The following is an 18,770-nucleotide window of genomic DNA, read 5'->3' as shown; positions in this document are numbered from 1 at the left end:
GCGCACCGTCTAGCAACGGTGCGCGGGCCTCGGTTTGTGCAGGTAACTCGGTTAGCCAAATTTGGGCCTGCCCAAAAGCAAGCCGGGTAAGGCTACATATTGAAAAACTCCTGGAAGATTTCTAGCCAAGCCTGGGGACCACCGAAGCCCTTGACCAGAAAATAATAGCCCAGCAACACCACGGCCGCGCCCACGCCCAGGCCCAGCCAGCCCCCCAGCAGCAAGCCTAGAATCACGCCGCCAATAATGAGCAAGGAGCCCAACACTACGTGTAGCACGTCGGCTTCCTCGGTGGCGCGCCGGGGCTTGCTGGCCTTCTGCCAGGCCCGGATACTCTGCGCTTCGGCCTGGGCCCGGCGCAATAAGGGCCGGGCAGGTTGTGCCCGATGCGTGGCTACGGCACGGCCAGCCGGTGGCCTGGAAGCCGGAGCGGGCGCAACAGTGGGTGTCTTGGCGGGCGCGGTGGTAGTACGTTGTGGAATAGTTGCGGGAGCCGGCGTTTCGGGGGGCGCAGGCGACGTGGCAGTAACGGCCGGAGCGGCGGGGCGGAACTGAAATGCCACTTTTTCGCTGCGGCAGCCAGCTAGCAGGAGGATGGAAAGCAAAAAGGCTCGGCTTGGGGAAAATACGGGCATGGGCAAAAAATAAGCGGACCGCCAAGATAAGGCGGTCCGCTCAGCTTACGAGAGAAGGCAAAATGGGGTGCGGCGAATAGCGCAGCCACCAGCAAACTTAGAAGGCCAGAATTACCTCTTCGATAAGGTCGCAGGCCTCGTGCATCTGCTCTTCAGTAATTACCAGGGGCGGAGCAAAGCGGATAATGTCGCCGTGGGTGGGCTTGGCCAGCAGGCCCCGCTCCATAAGGCTTACGCACACGTCCCAGGCGGTGCGGCCGTCGGCAGCGGGCTTGATAACCACCGCGTTGAGCAGGCCTTTGCCGCGCACCAGTTCCACTACTTCCGGGCGTTTGGCCATCACGCGGCGCATTCTCTCGCGGAAAACCTCGCCCTGGGCCTTGGAGTTGCTGATCAGGTGCTCGTCGTGCAGTACGTCGAGGGCGGCACGCAGCACCACGCAGGCCAGCGGGTTGCCGCCAAAGGTGGAGCCGTGCTGCCCGGGTTGAATCGTGAGCATAATCGTGTCCGAAGCCAGTACAGCCGACACCGGCATCGTGCCGCCCGACAAGGCTTTGCCTAGAATCAGGATATCGGCGTGCACGCCTTCGTAGCACACGGCCAGCAGCTCGCCGGTACGGCCCAGGCCCGTTTGAATTTCGTCGGCAATGAAGAGCACATTGTGCTGCTTGCACAGGGCATGGGCGTGGGCCAAATACCCGTCGGAAGGCACCATTACCCCGGCTTCGCCCTGAATGGGCTCCACCAGGAAGCCACACACGTGTGGGTCTTTAAGGGCTTCTTCCAGAGCCGCCAAGTCGTCGTAGGGCACCACCTGATAGCCAGGCATGTAGGGGCCGAAGCCGCCGGTGCTGTCGGCGTCGGTGCTGAAGGAAATGATGCCGGTGGTGCGGCCGTGAAAGTTGTGCTCGGCCACCAGAATGCGGGCCTGGTTGGGGGCAATGCCTTTTTCCTGGTAACCCCATTTGCGGGCCAGCTTCAGGGCCGTTTCCACGGCTTCGGCGCCGGAGTTCATCAGCAGGGCTTTGTCGTAGCCAAACAACTCACAGAGCTGCTTTTCGGCGGGCCCGAGCTGGTCGTTGAAAAAGGCGCGGGAGGTCAGCGTCAGCTTCTGGGCCTGCTCCACCATGGCGCCCACGATGCGCGGGTGGCAATGGCCTTGGTTTACAGCCGAGTAGGCCGAGAGAAAATCAAAATATTGCTTGCCTTCCACGTCCCACACGTGCACGCCTTCGCCCCGGCTGAGCACTACGGGCAGGGGGTGGTAATTGTGGGCGCCGTAACGGTCTTCCAGAGCCATCAGCTCCTGGCTGCGGCTGGTGGTGGAGGCGGAGTGGGTGGGGGTAGCGTGCATGGTGGGAGGAGGTTAAGCCAACGAAAGAAATTCAGCTAGCCCAAAACTACGCAAAAGCCGGTAAGGCGTTGGCAAGGTGAAAAGGGTAAGCTCGGCTATAACAAACGAACCGCTGAAACACGTAAGGTTGAAATATATATGGTTGAATTTCAATAAGTTGTTGTTGAGCTTCAGTTGCCGTGTTTCATCCTGTATTCCTCTTCTGATGGCTACGCATTCTTCTTCCCGCCGCCACCCCGGCCTCTGGATTCTGTTACTACTGGTGCTGCTTGGCGCTGGCGCTTTCCTGTATTTCCGCTCCGATAAGGGCAAGGAGGTCTTGGCCGACAAAGGCAAGGAGCTGCTGCCCACCCTGGAAAATGCCACCATGACCGTAGGCAATATCACGCCCGATGAGCTGCAGGCCCAGATGAAGGTGGATTTACGCAACAACATGCCCATCACGCTCAAGGTCGACAGCTTCAGTTACGTCACCAAAGTTGATGGGGCCGAGCTGGCCCATGGCGCCAAAGACCGCGCTACCGTCCTCCACGGCGACTCGGTCAGCCACCTCACCGTACCCATGTCCGTGGATTTGAGCAAGGTCAAAGACAAAATCAAAACCAGCCAGCAGGACTGCGTCGACGTGCAGATGGTCATGACCCTGTTTACGACGTTGCCCGTGGCCGGCTCCCAGAAGATTCCGGTGAAAGTCACCAAACGGGTGTACGTGCCCAAAATGCCCAAAATAGAGGTAGCCGATATTGACGTGGAGCACCTGGGCCTGAAAAACGGCGAGGCCACCGTGACGCTCAAGGTGACTAACTACAACCCGTTTCCCTTCACGATTCGGCAGGTGAAGTACAATTTCAGCGTCAGCGACGATATGCAGGTGCAGGGCGTGGAAGAAAAGGACGTGTCGTTCCGCAAAAAGGGCACCGAGATGATGCCGATTCATGTGCGCTTCGAGCCGAAAAGCATGCCCAAAGTAGCATTTAAGACCCTTTTTAAGGCCGAAAAAACGCCTTATAAGCTAGATGGACACGTGGTAGTAGCGGCCGGCAACAACAATCCTAAAGACATGACTATGAACTTCAGCAGCAACGGCAACCTGCAGGATTTGAAAAACATACCCAAGAAGGGCGACGACAAATAAACCCGGCGCTTACTCGCCCAGCCGGTCCAACCGGTTCTGAATATCCAGAAACTTGCCCACGTAGTTGCCCTCTTCCGAGCCATCGGCCCGCATAATGGTCCAGTCGTAGACGGCCTTGGTGGTAAACTCCAGGGTCTGGCCGGTGGTGTAGTCACGCACGGTTTGCAACGTGTTGGCAATAGTGCCCTGCACGTAGGTGTCTTCCCACTGCGTCACTTGCACAAACACCTGCTCAAACGTGCCGTCAGCGTCCACCACGCGGGTTGTTAGGTAGAACGTTTCACCGGGCTTCAGACCCGCCGAAAACCGTTTTTTAGCCTGGGGCAGGGTGCGCAAGGCCTCTTTCATAGGCTTGGCAATCAGCTGGTCAAACAAGGCCATGGACTGGGCTGGGTCAACCGAGCCGGCTTCGGCATTCGTAATGATGCTTACTGGCTTGTCGGGGAGAGCCTGCTGAGCCAAAGCCGGCAAGCCCGCGCCCGGCAGCAGTAATGACAGAAAAACGGCGCGGGATGACCACATAGGAGAAGCGACAAACGTCTGATTTCGTCTGGCTTTCTAAAGTACGAAACCGGCGCCTTTTTAGCTAGCCCGGGAAGTGGCCGCACTATAAGACCGGGCTTTTGCTCGTACCTTGCCGGGGTATGGCACTCCAACCGCAACCCCTGCAGCCGGGCGACTATTACCTGACCCCAGAAGGTTTTATGGTCTTTACTGAACAATATCATTTGCGCCGCGGATTCTGCTGTAAAAGCCGCTGCCGGCACTGCCCGTGGGGTTTTTCCCGCGCTGGTAAGGCCGTTCCCCAAGCGCCAGACAAGGGCTAACCGCTTATTTTTCAGCGCACCGGTTTGTTTCTATCCGACAAATACCGATATTTGCGTCCCTTTTTCCAGCATTGAAACCTCTAAGTCCCTCGATATCATGGCACGAGTTTGTGATCTGACCGGCAAGCGTACCCGCGTAGGCAACAACGTTTCGCACGCCAACAACAAAACGAAGCGCAAGTTCTATCCGAACCTGCAGAAGAAGCGTTTCTACATCCCCGAGGAAGATTCCTGGGTTACGTTGAAAGTAGCTACCAGCACTATCCGCACCATCAACAAGAACGGCATCATGTCGGTCCTGAAGAAGGCAAAAGAGCAGGGCTTCATCGTTTACTAGATTTTTCCGGAAGCCCGGAGTTGTAACTTACGGCCGAATACGCTGAACTGACCTGGTACGCAACGTGCCCGGCACTTCGGAGTCTATGCCGTAACTATGCTCTATTCGCTTCTGTCTAAATCGCCCCGGGTATTCCTAACTGTCGCCCTGACGGTTTCACTGGCTGGCCTGTCGTCGGAAGTTCGCGCTCAGCGTACTACCGCTGCCGAACGTCCCACTGATTTTCTGGACCCCGCATTTCACCGGCAACGGAGAGAGCTGCTGCGCCAAGCGCTGCCGGCCCGCTCCGTTGCCGTTTTGTTTGCGGCCCCCGTCCGCAACCGGGCCAACGACGTGGACTATATCTACCACCAAGATCCGGATTTCTACTACCTGACGGGCTACACTGAGCCCCACGCCGTGCTGGTGCTTTTCAAGGAGCCCCAGACCATCGGCGGGCAGAGCGGCGTCACGGAGGCCCTGTTTACCCAGCCCCGCGACCCGCAGCGCGAGTCCTGGACCGGCCGCCGTCTTGGGGCTGAAGGAGCCAAGCAGCAACTCAAGCTTCAGTATACCGCCGACAACAAAGCCTTTGCCGAATCGGGCATCAAGTGGGCCGACTTCGGCCAGGTGCTCTTCCTGGACTTACCCGCCGATGTGCGCGACGAAGCCCGGGACCCGGCCGACCTTTACAACCTCGTAGCCGACTTCCGCCGCCTGGCGGGCGTACCGGCCGACTACAGTCCGACCGTAAGTGAGCTGCGCAGCCTGATTGAGCGGGCCGGGCTGGCCAATGCAGCCAATCTGCTGCCCTACATTGAGGCCCAAAGCAAGGCCCTGCCGGCCGTGGCCGCCGATTCGTACATCCAGGCTTACCGCAAAGCCACCACCGATGCCGAGCGGCAGAAAGCCATTGCCAACAAGCCGGCTGCCGGCCGTTTCGATGGCTCTACCGTGGGCGAAGTGCTTAGCCGGCTGCGCGAAATCAAGACCCCTGAGGAAATCAAACTGCTACGCCGCGCCGTCCAGATTTCGGCCACCGGCCAGCTGGAAGTAATGAAGGCCCTGCGGCCCGATATGTCGGAAAACGCTGTGCAAGGCATTCACGAGTACGTGTACCGCACCTACGGCGCCGAGTTTGAGGGCTACCCCAGCATTGTGGGAGCGGGGGCCAATGGCTGCATCCTGCACTATGAAACCAACGACAAGCCCCGCCTCGGCAACGACTTGATTTTGATGGACTGCGGGGCCGAATACCACGGCTACTCCGCCGACGTGACCCGCACGGCCCCGCCCAGCGGCAAGTTTTCCCCGGCTCAGCGCCAGATCTACGAGCTGGTGCTGGCCGCCCAGGACGCGGCCTTCAAGGAGTGCAAGCCCGGCAGCGAGTTTCAGGGCCCGCACAAAGCCGCCCAGCAGGTTATCAACGACGGCCTGATCAAGCTCGGCATCATCAAGGAGGCCGCCGAGGCCCGCCGGTATTTCCCCCACGGCACCAGCCACTACCTGGGTCTCGACGTGCACGACCGGGGTACCTACCAGCCCCTGCAGCCGGGTGTCGTCATCACTGTGGAGCCGGGCATCTACATTCCGGCGAACAGCCCCTGCGACCCGAAATGGTGGAATATCGGCGTCCGGATTGAAGATGATATCCTGATTACTAAGTCGGGCTACGAAAATTTGTCGGCCGATGCCCCGCGCACAGTGGCCGAAATTGAGTCGGCAATGGCCAAATCCAGCGTGCTGGACAATTTCAAGCTGCCGGTTTTGAAGTAGTTGTTGCTCAGTGAATCCGGGAATTAAAGCGCTATTCCACGGGTTTCGATGTAAAATCGGAAAAATCTATGCTACTATTTGGCTGACGGTTTGACAATTCCGAAAACACTTGTACCTTTGCAGTCCTTAATCCAAAACCCCAAGTCGAGATGGCTAAGAAAGGAAACCGGGTGCAGGTAATCCTGGAGTGCACCGAGCACAAGAACTCGGGTATGCCGGGCACCTCGCGCTACATTACCACCAAGAACCGTAAGAATACGCCTGAGCGTGTTGAGTTGAAGAAGTTCAACCCCGTGCTCAAGAAAATGACCGTCCACAAGGAAATCAAGTAATTGAGCGATGGCTAAGAAAGTAGTAGCAACCCTGAAAGTAGCAGGCGGCAAAGACTGGGCAAAAGTCATCCGCGCTGTAAAGTCGCCTAAAACCGGCGCTTACACCTTCCGCGAGGAGATGGTACCCGTAGACAAAGTGCAGGAGTTTATTGCTTCCGGCACGAAGTAATTCGGCGCCTTCGGGCGTACCTGAATGAAGTGAAGAAGTCCCGCCGCCGTGGGACTTTTTTGCGTGTATAAGGATTTGTTGAGCGTGCTGGCTGGATCGGGCTTAGTGCTGAACCGCAGATAAAAAGCCACCTTGCACCCGCTTCGCGGCGGTTGCGCGACTAAGCGCCAACAACTAAGCATCAAGCACTATCGAATGGGACTTTTCGATTTCTTTAAGAAAGACAAGGGGAATAAGGAGCAGCAGGAGTCGCTGGATAAAGGGCTGGAGAAATCCAAAACCAGCTTCTTTGAGCAGCTCAGCAAGGCCGTGGTGGGTAAAGCTACCGTGGACGAAGCCGTGCTCGACGACCTGGAAAGCGTCCTGGTGCACGCCGACGTGGGCATCGAAACCACGGTGAAGGTTATTGACCGCATCGAAAAGCGCGTAGCCCGCGACAAGTACGTAAGCACCGGCGAGCTGGACCGCATCCTGCGCGAGGAGATTGCCGGCCTGCTCGATGGCAACAGCGGAGCCACCGGCTCCCGGGCCATCCTCGACCGAGCCGACAACACCGGCCAGCCCTTCGTGATTATGGTAGTGGGCGTGAACGGCGTGGGCAAAACCACGACCATTGGCAAGCTCGCCCACCGCTTCCACTCGGCCGGAAAGAAGGTGGTGCTCGGCGCCGCCGATACCTTCCGCGCCGCCGCCGTCGACCAGCTCATCATCTGGGGTCAGCGCGTGGGCGTGCCGGTTATTTCGCATGGTATGAACACGGACCCCGCTTCCGTAGCCTACGACGCGGTGCAGAAAGGCGTGGAAATGGGAGCCGACGTGGTCATTATCGACACGGCCGGCCGTTTGCACAACAAGGTGAACCTGATGAACGAGCTCAGCAAGATCAAGCGGGTGATGCAGAAGGTCATTCCGGATGCGCCCCATGAGGTACTGCTGGTGCTCGACGGCAGCACCGGCCAGAACGCCTTTTTGCAAGCCAAGGAATTTACCAAAGCCACCGAGGTGTCGGCCCTGGCCATTACCAAGCTCGACGGCACGGCCAAGGGCGGCGTCGTAATCGGCATCTCCGACCAGTTCAACATTCCGGTGCGCTACATCGGGGTGGGGGAGAAGATGACCGATTTGCAGCTCTTCGACCGGCATACGTACGTCAACTCCCTGTTTTCGAAAAAGTAAGCCACTTAGCCGCTCAGCCGAAAGCGCCACTGCCTACCGCGGTGGCGCTTTTGCGTTATCTTGGCCCAGCTACTTATTCCTGCACTATGGGCCTCCGGCAATTCTTCGACAAACTCAAGGGGGCAGCCCCAACTCCAATTCCAGCGCCGACTCCACCCCCGACGGGTATCCGTGAAGTGCTGTTCGGCGACCTGCCTGCGGCGCAGTGGCCCGCTCCCGATTCGGACCTGCGCGCGGTAGAGCCCTGGGTGTGGTTTGCGGCAGCCCAGCAGGCCCAGGCCCAGCACGACGCGGTAGCCGCCGAGCAGGCTCTGCGGCGGGTGCTGGCTACTGCTGGGCTGGAATCGAGGCACTACCTGCAGGCTTGGCAGGCTCTGCGGGAGCTGGGCGTGACCCCGCCGGCCGAAGCCGCTAAGCAAGTACTGGGTGTGGTGGTGGAAGTAGGCCTGGAGCAGGGCCTGGACCTGCTGGCCGCTTACGCCGACGGTTCGGCGCGTTACTATAATTACAGCGGGGCCGGCGTGGTGTGGGAAAACCCCGACGATTCTTTGGCGCCGCTTATCAGGGCCTTGCTGGGGGCCGGGCAGCAGGTAGCCACGCAGATCGGACCCTGGGAAGAGGTCCGGCCTGCTGCGCCGGGCAAAGGGCAGGTGCGCCTCAACCTGCTCACACCTTCCGGGCTGCACTTCGGGCAGGCTCCCTTTGATACGCTGTGGCAGGACGCCCTGGGCGGCCCCGTGCTGGTAGCAGCCCAGCAGCTGATGCAGGCCCTCATTGCCAAGCCCGAGCAAGTGGCCGAAAGGCGCCAGTAGAGCTTATTGCAGCGGAGCTAACATCACCCAAATATGTTAGGGCAGGCTGTGGCGTAAGCAGACAACCGATTCAGCGGCGGCCGCATCTGGAGAAGTATGCCGATTGCCTACGAAACTTCCGCTCCGGTGGTGCCCGCCGCCGGGCCCGCCCGCCTCGATTCTTTTCTCAGCCAGAAGCTGCGGTTCTGGTCGTTGGTGGCCATGGTGCTGCTCGTGTACGTGCACGCCTACAACCTGCACTCCCGCTACCTGCAGCCCTGGACGCCGGTGGACGAGCCCCTATCGGTGAGTGCTTTTCTGCAGTATTTCCTGGCCAATGGGTTGTTGCGCTTCCGCATCCCGATTCTGTTTGCTATTTCCGGCTACCTGTTTGCCCTGCACGATAGTCGGGCCCCGCATAAGGTGCGGGTGAAGCGCCGGGTGCAGACGCTGCTGGTGCCTTACCTGCTCTGGAGTGCCTTCGGGCTGGGCCTGACCTGGGCCCTGGAGCAGTACCCGCCGACCCGACAACTGGTGCTAGCGGCCGAGTTGAGCGTATTTGGGCCCACTAATCCATTGGTGAGTGGGTATAGTCCGAGCGAGCTGCTACTGCGCTGGCTGCTGCTACCGGTACCCTTTCAACTCTGGTTTCTGCGCAGCCTGCTGGTGTATAACCTGGCTTACCCCTGGCTGCGCAAGGCCGTGCTGGCGGCCCCGAAAGTATATTTTAGCGTGGCCGGGTTGCTCTGGCTGCTCGAAATCAGCGTGCCGCCGCTGCTGGAGGGCACCGGGCTGGTGTTCTTTGCCCTGGGTATCTGGCTGCAAAAGCGCGAGCTAAACCTGCTTACGCCGCCCCGCTGGCTGCGACCGGGCTGGCTGGCGGTAGTCTGGCTGGCGGTGCTGGGCGTGAAAACCTACCTGGCCTTCGCCTCCGACCACCCGCCGTTTATTCCGATGCTCTTGCTGCACCGGGCTGGTGAGGTCCTGGGCGTAGTCGTTATGTGGTTTGGCACCGATGCCTTGGTGCGCAGGGCCATGCGGCAGCGATGGTTTGTCTGGCTTACCAGCTTCTCCTTCATGATTTACGCCGTGCACGTGCCACTGGTAAACTATGCCACGGAGGCAGCCCTGCGGCAGTGGCCCGGGCAGAACCTGCTGATTTACTTGCTGCTGCCCCTGGCTGTGGTGGCGCTGGCCGTGCTACTAGGAGCCGGGCTGCGCCGCCTGTTGCCGGGCGCGTACGGCGTGCTGACCGGTGGCCGGGGCTTGTAGGGCTGGCGGGGACTTGCCTGGGAAAAGGAACAATCCGAGTAGGAAAAGGCGTTGCCGAGTTCGTACCTTTGCGGTCCGAAATTCGTCGTGGGTGAAAAGAGGGCAAGCTTCTCACTGCTAAGAAATTGCCCGACTACCCGCTTATCCCATTCGCATGAAAGTAAGAAGCCAGCTGGCCAATAAAGTCAACGTCATTACCCTGGGCTGTTCCAAAAACCTCGTCGATTCGGAGGTGCTGATGGGACAACTGCAGGCCAATAACTTCCAGGTAACCCACGAGGCTGACAAGAGCGACGCCAACATCGTGATTATCAACACCTGCGGCTTTATCGACAACGCCAAGCAGGAAAGCATCGACACCATCCTGCGCTACGCCGACGAGAAGGAAGCCGGCCGCCTGGATAAGCTCTACGTGACGGGCTGCCTCTCGCAGCGCTACAAGGACGACCTGGAGGTGGAAATTCCGCAGGTAGATGCCTATTTCGGCACCCTGGAATTGCCCCAGCTGATGAAAACCCTGGAGGCCGACTATAAGCACGAGCTGGTGGGTGAGCGGCTCATTACCACGCCCCGACACTACGCCTACTTCAAAATTGCCGAAGGCTGCAACCGTCCCTGCTCGTTCTGCGCCATCCCACTGATGCGCGGCAAGCACGTGGACCGCACCATCGAAGACCTGGTGAAGGAAGCCAAGCGCCTGGCCTCAATGGGCACCAAGGAGCTGATTCTCATTGCCCAGGACCTGACCTACTACGGCCTAGAGAAGTACGGGGAGCGGAAACTGGCTGACCTGCTGCGCAACCTTTCCGACGTGAACGGCATCGACTGGATCCGGCTGCAGTACGCCTACCCCTCGCAGTTCCCGCTGGACGCCCTGGACGTGATGATGGAGCGCCCCAACATCTGCAAGTACCTGGATATGCCCCTGCAGCATATCAGCGACAATATGCTCAAGACCATGCGCCGCGGCATCAGCAAGCGCCGCACGGTGGAGCTGGTGGACACCATCCGGCAGCGGGTGCCCGATATTGCCTTGCGCACCACGCTGATTGCCGGTCACCCCGGTGAAACCCAGCAGGATTTCGAGGAGCTTTACGACTTCGTGGAGCAAACCCGCTTTGAGCGCCTGGGTATCTTCACTTACTCGCACGAGGACAATACCCACTCCTACACGCTGGAAGACAACGTGCCCGCCGACGTAAAGCAGGACCGTGCCGACCAGATTATGGAGCTGCAGCAGGGTATTTCGATGGAGCTCAACGAGCAGAAAGTCGGCAACGTCTACAAAGTGCTGTTCGACCGCAAGGAAAGCGGCTACTACGTGGGCCGCACCGAGTTCGACTCGCCCGAGGTAGACAACGAAGTGCTAGTGCCGGCCACGCCCGATACCTACGTGTCGCTCGGCGGCTTTGCCAACGTGCAAATCACCGATGCCTCCGACTTCGACCTGTACGGCAAGCTGGTGTAGTAGCTTCCGTAAAACTTGACAACGAAAAAAGCTGCCCGCTCAGGCAGCTTTTTTTCGTTTCGACCGACGGCGGCGGTGGCCTTTGGTCCAGTAGAGCACCAGGCCGATAACTGGCTGAGTAAGTACGGTATGGAACCAGCGGCGCTTTTCCCAGCGGCCGGGAAATTCGCCGCGCTGAATATAAATGAGCGTGTATATCCAGGGCAGGGGCACGACAATGAGCAGCCACAAGCCCAGGAGCTGAAACAGATTCATGCGGTGGTGGTTTGACCTCTATTCAAGACGGACGTAGAGCCTTGTCAACAGCAAAACGTGCTGCGAGGTGCGCCCGATAGCGCCGGAACTTGCGGCTTTGCTGTACTTTTTTCCGGACCTTGCACCGCCAATTGTCTTCTCCCCGCCGATATGCCCCTGCATCATCTTAGCTACGCCGCCACGGGCGCCTTTTCGTCCTTTCTAGCCGATTATATAAGTCAGAAATCCGAACTGCAGCCCTACTACCACCGTTTCCCGCGGCTGGAGGAGTTTGCCGTCCAAATAACCGAGAAGCAGGCGGCCTATTCGGCCGAGGCCCGGCAACGGCTGGTAGCGGCCCTGCACGAGCAGTACCAGAGCCTAAACGACCTCAACCCGGCCGTAGCGGCCAACCTGGAGCTGCTGGGCCAGGACACGACTTTTACCGTCACCACCGGCCACCAGCTCAACCTGCTCACCGGGCCGCTGTACTTCATCTACAAGATTGTCACGACCTTGAAGCTGAGCCGGCAGCTCAAGCAGCAGTACCCGCAGTACGACTTCGTGCCGGTGTACTGGATGGCCACCGAAGACCACGACTTCGCCGAAATCAACCACTTTCACCTCTTCGGTAAAAAGCACGAGTGGAATAGTGAGCGGGTGGGTGGGCCTGTGGGCCGCATGAGCCTGGATGGCCTGTCGGAGCAGATTCTGGACCAGCTGCCCGCCGACGTGCCGGCCGCTTTTCGCGAAGCCTACCAGGCCGGCGCTACCCTTACCGAAGCCACCCGCCACCTGGTACACGCCCTGTTTGGGCAGTACGGGCTGGTCAGCATCGACGGCGACAGTGCCGCGCTGAAGCAGGCTCTGGTACCGGTGCTGGAGCGCGAAATCCGGGAGCAGGCGTCCAACAAAGCCGTGCAGGCTACCAACGCCCAGCTCGAGGCGGCGGGCTACAAGCCCCAGGTGTATTCGCGGCCCCTCAACCTGTTTTTCCTGACCTCGGAAGGCAAGCGGGAGCGAATCGAGCAGGAAGGCGACTGTTACGCCATCCGCAATACCGAACTTTGCTACACCCAGGACGAACTGCTGGAGCTGGCCCGCACCCAGCCCGAGTGCTTTAGCCCCAACGTGGTGCTGCGGCCTCTGTACCAGGAAATTCTGCTGCCCAACCTGTGTTACATTGGAGGCGGGGCGGAAGTGGCCTACTGGTTTCAGCTTAAGCAGGTGTTTGCCGACAACCAGGTACCGTTTCCGATGCTACTGCTGCGCAACTCGGCCCTCTACCTGGGCAAGGCCCACGCCGGCAAGCTGCGCAAGCTGGGGCTCACGCCCGCCGATATTTTTCGGCCCCTGCCCGAGCTCAAAAAGCAGGTGGGCGCCACCCTGGGCCAGGAGGAAATCAGCCTGCGGGACCAGCAGCAAGCCATTGCCGCCGCGTTCCAGCAAATTACCGAGCTGGCCCAGCGCCTCGACCCGACTTTGGTGAAAACCGTGGCCGCCGAAGCCCAGAAAACGGCCGGTGGCGTGGCCGGCCTGGAAAAGCGCCTGAGCAAGGCCGCCGAAGCCAAGCACGAAACGGCTTATTCCCAGCTCACGGCCGTCAAGGAAAAGCTCTTTCCCGGCGGCGACCTGCAGGAGCGCGTCGACAATGTGCTGTCCATTCTGATCAACAACCCGGAATTCATCAACCAGCTGCTGGACGGCTTCGAGCCCCTGGCTCTGGAGTTTGCCATTGTGGAGGAAGCGTAGGCTACCGAGTTCTAAATTGAGCCGCAGGCGCATTCGGATGGTCCGGGTGCGCTTGTTGTGCTTTATATTGCTTCCAACTTTATCGAATTAATCCTTTTACTTACTCCTGTGTCTACTTATTCTCTGCGTACAATTCTGCTGTTACCGGCTTTGCTGACCGCGCTGACCAGCCAGGCTCAAACCATTACCGGTACCATCCTCGACGCCAAGACCCACGAGCCACTACCCTACGTCAACATCGGGGTGCTGCATAAGGGTGTCGGCACGGTGGCCGACGATAAGGGTACCTACCACCTGCCCGTCGGCCCGACCCATGCCACCGACACCGTGCGGGTATCGAGCCTGGGGTTCCGGCCCCGGCTGCTGCGGGTGCAGGAGCTGCGCCAGCAGCCCACCGTGGAGCTGAGCCCGGAGGCGGTGGTGCTGCGCGAGGTGAAGGTCAAGGCCAAGGGCCTGTATAAGCATACCCGAGTTCTGGGCTTCAAAAAGCCGGATGGGAATGGCACGCTGACGATGACCTCGGATGATCTGGGCACGGAAATCGGCTCAGTTATCAACCTGAAAAGCAAGCCAACCCGGCTGGTGAATGCCAATTTCAGCGTGGCCTATAACCACAGCGGGCCGCTCACTTTCCGGGTCAACATCTACCGGCTGCTACCCGACGGCCGGCCCTCGGAAGAAAAGCTACTGCACCGCGACGTTATTGTTACCTCCAGCGTTGAAAAAGGGACTATCAGCGTCGATTTGGCGCCGGATCAGCTGATCTTGGATGAGGACTTTATGCTGGCCCTGGAATGGATTAAAGGTCCGGAGAAGGCCAAGGTGAAGTCGCAGCTGGCCTTCGTGGCAGGCCTGGGCTACGCCAATAATGACTTGTACCTGCGCAAAACCAGTCAGGCCACCTGGGAGCGGGCCTCGGCAGGGGCCGTGCTGGCGGGTATGCAGCCTAAGATCAGCTTTTACGTAACCGCTCAGGACTAACCCTGGCTAGTGATGCGCACCCAGCACCTTACCAATTATGTTAAAAAGTGACCTGCGCCGGCAGATGCTGGCGTGGCGCCGGGCCATGTCGGACCTGGACCTGGTGACCCGCAGCCAGCAGGTGGCCGAGCAGCTGTTTAAAGAAACCTACCTGACCCGGCTGCGGGCCGTACACGTGTTTCTGCCCATTCAGCGGCAGCGCGAGCTGGATACCTGGGCCATTATCCGCCGCTTCTGGCGCGAGTTTCCCCAGGTGCGCATCGTGGTGCCGGTGATGCAGGAAGACGGGCTTTCCCTGCGCCACTACCTGCTCACGCCCCAGACCGAGCTGGCGGAAAATGCCTGGGATGTGCCCGAGCCGCTCAATGCCGAGGAAGTGGCACCCCAGGAGCTGGACGCCGTGCTGCTGCCCTTGCTGGCCTTCGACGAGGCTGGCAACCGCGTGGGCTACGGCAAAGGATTCTACGACCGGTTTTTGCAGCAGTGCCGCTCCGACGTGCTGCGCATCGGCCTCTCGCTCGAAGACCCCGTGCTGCGCATCGCCGATGCCTGGGAGGGTGACGTGCGCCTGCATGCCTGCGTAACGCCCACCCGCGTGTGGCGCTTCGAGCAGTAAAGCCGGCGCTGGGCGTCAACAACAAACGGCGGCAGCGGAGCGTTGCCTGGGCGTCAGGTCCCTAACCTTCGCGCACAATGCCTACTTTATCCTCTATCCGCCCCAGCCGCCGAGGTATGCGGCCCCCGGATTTGATGCCCCTCGTTGGGGTGAGCCTGGTGCTGGCCGTACTGCTGCTGCTGACTTCCCAATCGGTAAAGCAAACGGTAGTGCAGCTGACCCTACCGCCCCGGAGTCATCGGCAAGACACTCAGAAACATTCAGATCGTGATGGCCTTACGCTGCTGCTCGGCCGCCAGCACCAGATTCATTATTACCGGGGCGGGTTCTATTCGGCGGAATTGCCTAAGTTACAGACCATCCGCAGCGGGGACCAGAGCCTGCGGCGGATTGTGCTGGAAGCCCGCGCCGAAAATCCCTGGCTCGTTGTTCTCATCAAGCCCGGCCCCGGCGCCAAGTACCGCGACTTGGTGGCCGCGCTGGACGAAATGAACATCACCGCCCAGAAAAAGTATGCGGTGGTAGATCTGCACAAGCTTGATTACGCGCTGCTGCGGCACAACGGTCTGTAAAAACATTTACTGCATTATGGCTGCTTCCCAACCTACCGTAACCACGGGCCTGCGCTCGGCCCGCCGCACTTTCCGCCGCATCCTGCACCCGGACATGACCCCGATGGTGGGGCTGGGGTTTTTGCTGGTCACGTTCTTTCTGCTGGCCGCGGACTTTGTGAAGCCCACGGTAATGCAGCTGACGATGCCGGTGAAGCCTACGCTAGACCCCAACGCGTCAATTTGCTTTGGAATTGATAATAGCCTCTCGCTCATCCTGGGCAAGAATGGGCAGGTGCATTACTATCGAGGTGGCCTCCGTTCGTATGAAGCACCCGAGTTGCATACTACGCACGGTGGGGCAGCTGGCTTGCGGCGGCTCTTGCTGGAAGCTCGCCAGCAAGAATATGGAGTCATTGTTCTTATCAAACCAGGGCCGGATGCTAAGTACCGCGACTTGGTGGACGCGCTGGATGAGATAAATATCACTGACCAGAAAAAATACGCGGTAGTGGACCTCTCCCAGCGCGACTACGAGCTGCTCAAGCAGCACAATCTGTAAGAACCACCAGCATTATGACCCGCTTCCAGCCCATTAGTCTACGCTCTACTCGCCGCATTCTGCACCCGGACATGACCCTGATGGTGGGGCTGGGGTTTTTGCTGGTGACATTTTTTCTATTCACAGCGGAGCTGGCAAAGCCGACAATAATGCAGTTGACGATGCCTATGAAACCGAAGCACGGTTCGGGCAATTTGTACTGTGGAGGCCCGCTAAGTCGAGATGTTACAACACTGATTCTTGGTAAGAATAGCCAGGTGCATTACTACAAGGGAGATGGTTACGATTACAATAGCGAGAATACGAAACTGCAAACGACAAATATTAGTCCTGCTGGCCTGCGGCGGGTATTGCTGGCAGAAAATGCTGTAAACCCCAGAACGATGGTAATAATCAAACCGGGGCCCTACGCCAAATACCGCGACTTAGTCGATGTGCTCGATGAGATGAATATCACTGGCCAAAAGCGATACACAATCTCAGATATGTTCCAGGGAGACTATGAGTTGCTAAAGCAATACAATCTATAAGCGCCTTTATGACTACGCCGCCGAATACCGGTCCGCGCTCGGCCCGCCGCACTTTCCGCCGCATCCTGCACCCGGACATGGCTCCGATGGTGGGGTTGGGCTTTTTGCTCGTCACGTTCTTTCTGCTGGCCGCGGAGTTCTCAAAGCCGACAGTCTTACAATTATCGATGCCGGTGAAGCCCAGCCCTAATGATGAAGCGGTAGGATGTAAACTGATCGATGCAATGACCCTAGTGTTGGGCAAGCACGGCAAGGTTTGGTATTACCCTGGGGTGCTGGCAGCAGGTGAGACGCCTGAGATATGCATAACGGATTTTACTTCCACTGGCTTGCGGCAAGTTTTACTAAAGCAAAAGCGCGAGTCCGGTGAGTTGATAGTTCTAATCAAGCCATCCGATAACGCCAAGTACGGGGATATTGTAAATGCCTTGGATGAAATGAGTATTACTGACCAGTACCAGTTTGCTCTAGTGGATATAACCCAACGAGAAGAGAAATTACTAAGAAAGAACGGCCTATAACCAAGCTGCTACTTCGGCAGCTCGGCTACCTTCGTAATGCGGGCCTGGCCCCAGGGCGCCACGCTTACTTGCACTAGCAAAGGCCGCCGACCGCCGGTTTTTTGCAGGGATTTGCCCGTGGCTTCGGGTACGTAGTAGCGCTCCAGGTTGTAACGCAGGCGCAGGCCGTGGCGCCAGCTGTCCGTTACCCAGCCGCGCAGGATGGCTTGGTCGGGAGCGGGAGCAGTGGGCTCGGTGGGGTAAACGGCGGTGGCTTCGTAAGAGCCGTTTTGGGGGCGGAGCAGCACGTATACGGGCTGGTGCTTGCGGGGCGGCTCGGGGCCCTGCCAAAGCGTGGGCGCTACCTGACTGATGCTGTAGTTGAGCCGCAGGTAGTCGCCGTAGAGCAGGTCGCGCGGGTCGACGGGGGTGGTGCGCAGCGTGATGGTGCGGCCCAGGGCCGTGGTGGCGTAGCCGGCCCCGGCCACGGCCAGGATGAACAGCATTTGAGCGGCCACGGCCAGCCCGATGAGGCGGCGGTGGGTGAAGGTGGTAGTGGGGGCGGGCGTGGCCATGCTTACTCGGGCTGTTTGGACGACAACGACTGGGCATTCTTGCGCCGCAGATACCAGCTCATTCCCAGCAGCAGTACGCCGCCCACCAGGAAGAACAGCGACTTATCCATAAAGGCCCAGGTCAGCTTGAAGTAGGCCACCATGGTGGTAATGATGAATAGAATAGTACCCAGGGTGACCCGGTCGGGGTTGTTTTCCTGGTGGGCCCGCCACAGTACCGTGCCCGAGTAGGCGTAGAGTACCACCAGCGTCGCAATAGCCAGGGCCAAACCGCCGTGCAGGTAGAAGCCGGGCAGCAGCAGGAGCCAGTCGGTAGCGCTGCCGGGGCGGCCTCGGCGGTATTTGCCCCACAACGACAGCGCAAACACACCCAGCAGCGCCCCGATATAGGCCAGGAAGGGCGGGCGTAGCATGCCGGCATAAGTATCAGCTTCGCCGTAGAGGGCCAGGCCCAAAGTGAAGAGGAAGGCTGCGGCCAGGGGCGGGGTTTGCAGGGCCCGGCCAGCGGCACGGTCGGTTTGCCAGTCGCCGACGGCGTAGATAAGCATGGCTGGAATAAAGAACCAGGTAATTTTGGCGTGCAAGTGCCCGATGAGCAGGCCGGCCTGCCACAACAGGCCAGTAGCCAGCACCGTGCCCAGCAGGGCATTGGGGTGGCGCCACCAGTAGTAACCCAGGCCCACCACGGTGAGGGCGGCGGTGAGGTAGCTGAACGTGCCCAGCTGCCCGGTGCTGTAGCCCTGCACGATGCCCCCGATGGCGGCCATGAGCACGAAGATGGTGCGGCTGCGGTAGAGGTAGGTGAGGGCCGTACCCGCCAGGGCCCAGGCCAGCAGGCCCGGTGCGTCGTAGCCGATGAGCTGATACATCTGGCTGGTGAGAATGATGCCGCAGCCGAACAGAATCAGGCCCAGCCCAATGAGGCCGATGCCCAGCGACTCGTTTTTGCGCTGCAAAAAGTACTCCCCGCCCGCGTAGGCCCCGCCCATGCTGCCCAGCAGCAGCAGCAGGCGCAGCCACTCGGGTAGGCCCTGCCAGTTGGCGGCCACGATGCTCAGCGCGCTTAGGCCCAGCAGCAAAGAGCCCAGCAGGGGCAAGAGGCCCACCGCGCGCTGGTCTTCGGGATAGAGGGCCAGCAGCTGCTGGTGCTGCTCGGCCGTAATAATGCCTTTGCGCACCCACTCGGGGCCATCGGTTTCCAGTAGCGTTCGACTCATA

23 protein-coding genes are annotated in these 18,770 nt (G+C 59.6%); 17 read left to right on the top strand and 6 right to left on the bottom strand.

Translation table 11 applies throughout. From position 1 onward, the window contains the following. Positions 1-92: 92 nt before the first annotated feature. Both MUN80_RS03475 and rocD read right to left on the bottom strand, forming a co-directional pair. Positions 93-605 (bottom strand): hypothetical protein, encoded by a 513-nt coding sequence (locus tag MUN80_RS03475; protein WP_244719685.1) that lies wholly within the window; start codon positions 603-605, stop codon positions 93-95. Between the two features lie 127 nt (positions 606-732). Further along, a complete protein-coding gene (gene rocD, locus MUN80_RS03470) occupies positions 733-1,989 on the bottom strand; it encodes an ornithine--oxo-acid transaminase (RefSeq protein WP_244719682.1) in 1,257 nt (418 codons plus the stop codon). A 205-nt stretch (positions 1,990-2,194) separates the two neighbouring features. On the opposite strand from rocD, the gene MUN80_RS03465 reads away from it, so the two are divergent. Beyond that, positions 2,195-3,124, top strand: coding sequence for an LEA/WHy family protein (locus MUN80_RS03465; protein ID WP_244719679.1), 930 nt, complete (start codon positions 2,195-2,197; stop codon positions 3,122-3,124). Positions 3,125-3,133: 9 nt separating this feature from the next. Here MUN80_RS03465 and MUN80_RS03460 read toward each other — a convergent pair whose 3' ends face one another. Further along, a complete protein-coding gene (locus MUN80_RS03460) occupies positions 3,134-3,646 on the bottom strand; it encodes a DUF2314 domain-containing protein (RefSeq protein WP_244719676.1) in 513 nt (170 codons plus the stop codon). Positions 3,647-3,768: 122 nt separating this feature from the next. On the opposite strand from MUN80_RS03460, the gene MUN80_RS03455 reads away from it, so the two are divergent. From MUN80_RS03455 to rimO, 9 genes are all read left to right on the top strand, one after another. Continuing rightward, on the top strand, positions 3,769-3,951 hold the full coding sequence (locus MUN80_RS03455) for a C1orf53 family protein (RefSeq protein WP_244719673.1): 183 nt from the start codon (positions 3,769-3,771) through the stop codon (positions 3,949-3,951). Positions 3,952-4,048: 97 nt separating this feature from the next. Further along, positions 4,049-4,288 carry a 50S ribosomal protein L28 gene (gene rpmB, locus MUN80_RS03450; RefSeq protein WP_022825070.1) on the top strand — a complete coding sequence of 80 codons (240 nt, stop codon included), beginning with the start codon at positions 4,049-4,051 and terminating at the stop codon, positions 4,286-4,288. Between the two features lie 96 nt (positions 4,289-4,384). After that, a complete protein-coding gene (locus MUN80_RS03445) occupies positions 4,385-6,043 on the top strand; it encodes an aminopeptidase P family protein (RefSeq protein ID WP_244719671.1) in 1,659 nt (552 codons plus the stop codon). Positions 6,044-6,192: 149 nt separating this feature from the next. Beyond that, entirely contained in the window at positions 6,193-6,375 is a 183-nt protein-coding gene (gene rpmG / locus MUN80_RS03440) for a 50S ribosomal protein L33 (protein WP_100337992.1), read from the top strand. Positions 6,376-6,382: 7 nt separating this feature from the next. Further along, positions 6,383-6,544 carry a DUF4295 domain-containing protein gene (locus MUN80_RS03435; RefSeq protein ID WP_073105196.1) on the top strand — a complete coding sequence of 54 codons (162 nt, stop codon included), beginning with the start codon at positions 6,383-6,385 and terminating at the stop codon, positions 6,542-6,544. 195 nt (positions 6,545-6,739) lie between these two features. Next, positions 6,740-7,720, top strand: a complete 981-nt coding sequence (ftsY, locus tag MUN80_RS03430) for a signal recognition particle-docking protein FtsY (protein WP_244719668.1) — start codon at positions 6,740-6,742, stop codon at positions 7,718-7,720. An 86-nt stretch (positions 7,721-7,806) separates the two neighbouring features. Then, positions 7,807-8,532, top strand: coding sequence for a hypothetical protein (locus MUN80_RS03425; protein ID WP_244719665.1), 726 nt, complete (start codon positions 7,807-7,809; stop codon positions 8,530-8,532). A gap of 96 nt (positions 8,533-8,628) precedes the next feature. Next, complete coding sequence (locus tag MUN80_RS03420) at positions 8,629-9,783, top strand: acyltransferase family protein (protein WP_244719662.1); 1,155 nt, start codon at positions 8,629-8,631, stop codon at positions 9,781-9,783. 154 nt (positions 9,784-9,937) lie between these two features. After that, the gene (gene rimO / locus MUN80_RS03415) at positions 9,938-11,251 is read left to right on the top strand and encodes a 30S ribosomal protein S12 methylthiotransferase RimO (RefSeq protein WP_244719659.1); all 1,314 of its coding nucleotides are present in this window, start codon (positions 9,938-9,940) and stop codon (positions 11,249-11,251) included. Positions 11,252-11,290: 39 nt separating this feature from the next. Here the strand turns inward: rimO and MUN80_RS03410 are convergent, their stop codons facing one another. Next, positions 11,291-11,506 carry a hypothetical protein gene (locus MUN80_RS03410; RefSeq protein ID WP_244719656.1) on the bottom strand — a complete coding sequence of 72 codons (216 nt, stop codon included), beginning with the start codon at positions 11,504-11,506 and terminating at the stop codon, positions 11,291-11,293. A gap of 150 nt (positions 11,507-11,656) precedes the next feature. Between MUN80_RS03410 and bshC the strand changes: the two genes are divergently transcribed. The 7 genes from bshC (at position 11,657) to MUN80_RS03375 (ending at position 16,998) form a co-directional block, all read left to right on the top strand. Further along, positions 11,657-13,237, top strand: a complete 1,581-nt coding sequence (bshC, locus tag MUN80_RS03405) for a bacillithiol biosynthesis cysteine-adding enzyme BshC (protein ID WP_244719653.1) — start codon at positions 11,657-11,659, stop codon at positions 13,235-13,237. A gap of 108 nt (positions 13,238-13,345) precedes the next feature. Then, the gene (locus MUN80_RS03400; RefSeq protein WP_244719650.1) at positions 13,346-14,218 is read left to right on the top strand and encodes a carboxypeptidase-like regulatory domain-containing protein; all 873 of its coding nucleotides are present in this window, start codon (positions 13,346-13,348) and stop codon (positions 14,216-14,218) included. A 37-nt stretch (positions 14,219-14,255) separates the two neighbouring features. Next, positions 14,256-14,834 carry a 5-formyltetrahydrofolate cyclo-ligase gene (locus MUN80_RS03395; RefSeq protein WP_244719647.1) on the top strand — a complete coding sequence of 193 codons (579 nt, stop codon included), beginning with the start codon at positions 14,256-14,258 and terminating at the stop codon, positions 14,832-14,834. A gap of 77 nt (positions 14,835-14,911) precedes the next feature. After that, on the top strand, positions 14,912-15,406 hold the full coding sequence (locus MUN80_RS03390; protein ID WP_244719644.1) for a biopolymer transporter ExbD: 495 nt from the start codon (positions 14,912-14,914) through the stop codon (positions 15,404-15,406). 16 nt (positions 15,407-15,422) lie between these two features. Beyond that, positions 15,423-15,947 (top strand): ExbD/TolR family protein, encoded by a 525-nt coding sequence (locus tag MUN80_RS03385; protein WP_244719641.1) that lies wholly within the window; start codon positions 15,423-15,425, stop codon positions 15,945-15,947. Positions 15,948-15,961: 14 nt separating this feature from the next. Beyond that, a complete protein-coding gene (locus tag MUN80_RS03380) occupies positions 15,962-16,477 on the top strand; it encodes an ExbD/TolR family protein (protein ID WP_244719639.1) in 516 nt (171 codons plus the stop codon). Positions 16,478-16,485: 8 nt separating this feature from the next. Beyond that, positions 16,486-16,998 (top strand): ExbD/TolR family protein, encoded by a 513-nt coding sequence (locus tag MUN80_RS03375; protein WP_244719636.1) that lies wholly within the window; start codon positions 16,486-16,488, stop codon positions 16,996-16,998. An 8-nt stretch (positions 16,999-17,006) separates the two neighbouring features. Here the strand turns inward: MUN80_RS03375 and MUN80_RS03370 are convergent, their stop codons facing one another. Together MUN80_RS03370 and MUN80_RS03365 are read right to left on the bottom strand one after the other, a co-directional pair. Next, entirely contained in the window at positions 17,007-17,552 is a 546-nt protein-coding gene (locus MUN80_RS03370) for a GDYXXLXY domain-containing protein (protein WP_244719634.1), read from the bottom strand. Positions 17,553-17,554: 2 nt separating this feature from the next. Continuing rightward, positions 17,555-18,769: a DUF2157 domain-containing protein gene (locus MUN80_RS03365; RefSeq protein WP_244719632.1), complete on the bottom strand. Its 1,215-nt coding sequence runs from the start codon at positions 18,767-18,769 to the stop codon at positions 17,555-17,557. Position 18,770 lies beyond the last annotated feature (1 nt).

This window comes from Hymenobacter cellulosivorans (assembly GCF_022919135.1).
Taxonomy (GTDB): domain Bacteria; phylum Bacteroidota; class Bacteroidia; order Cytophagales; family Hymenobacteraceae; genus Hymenobacter; species Hymenobacter cellulosivorans.
This window is presented reverse-complemented; position numbering and strand designations above follow the sequence as displayed.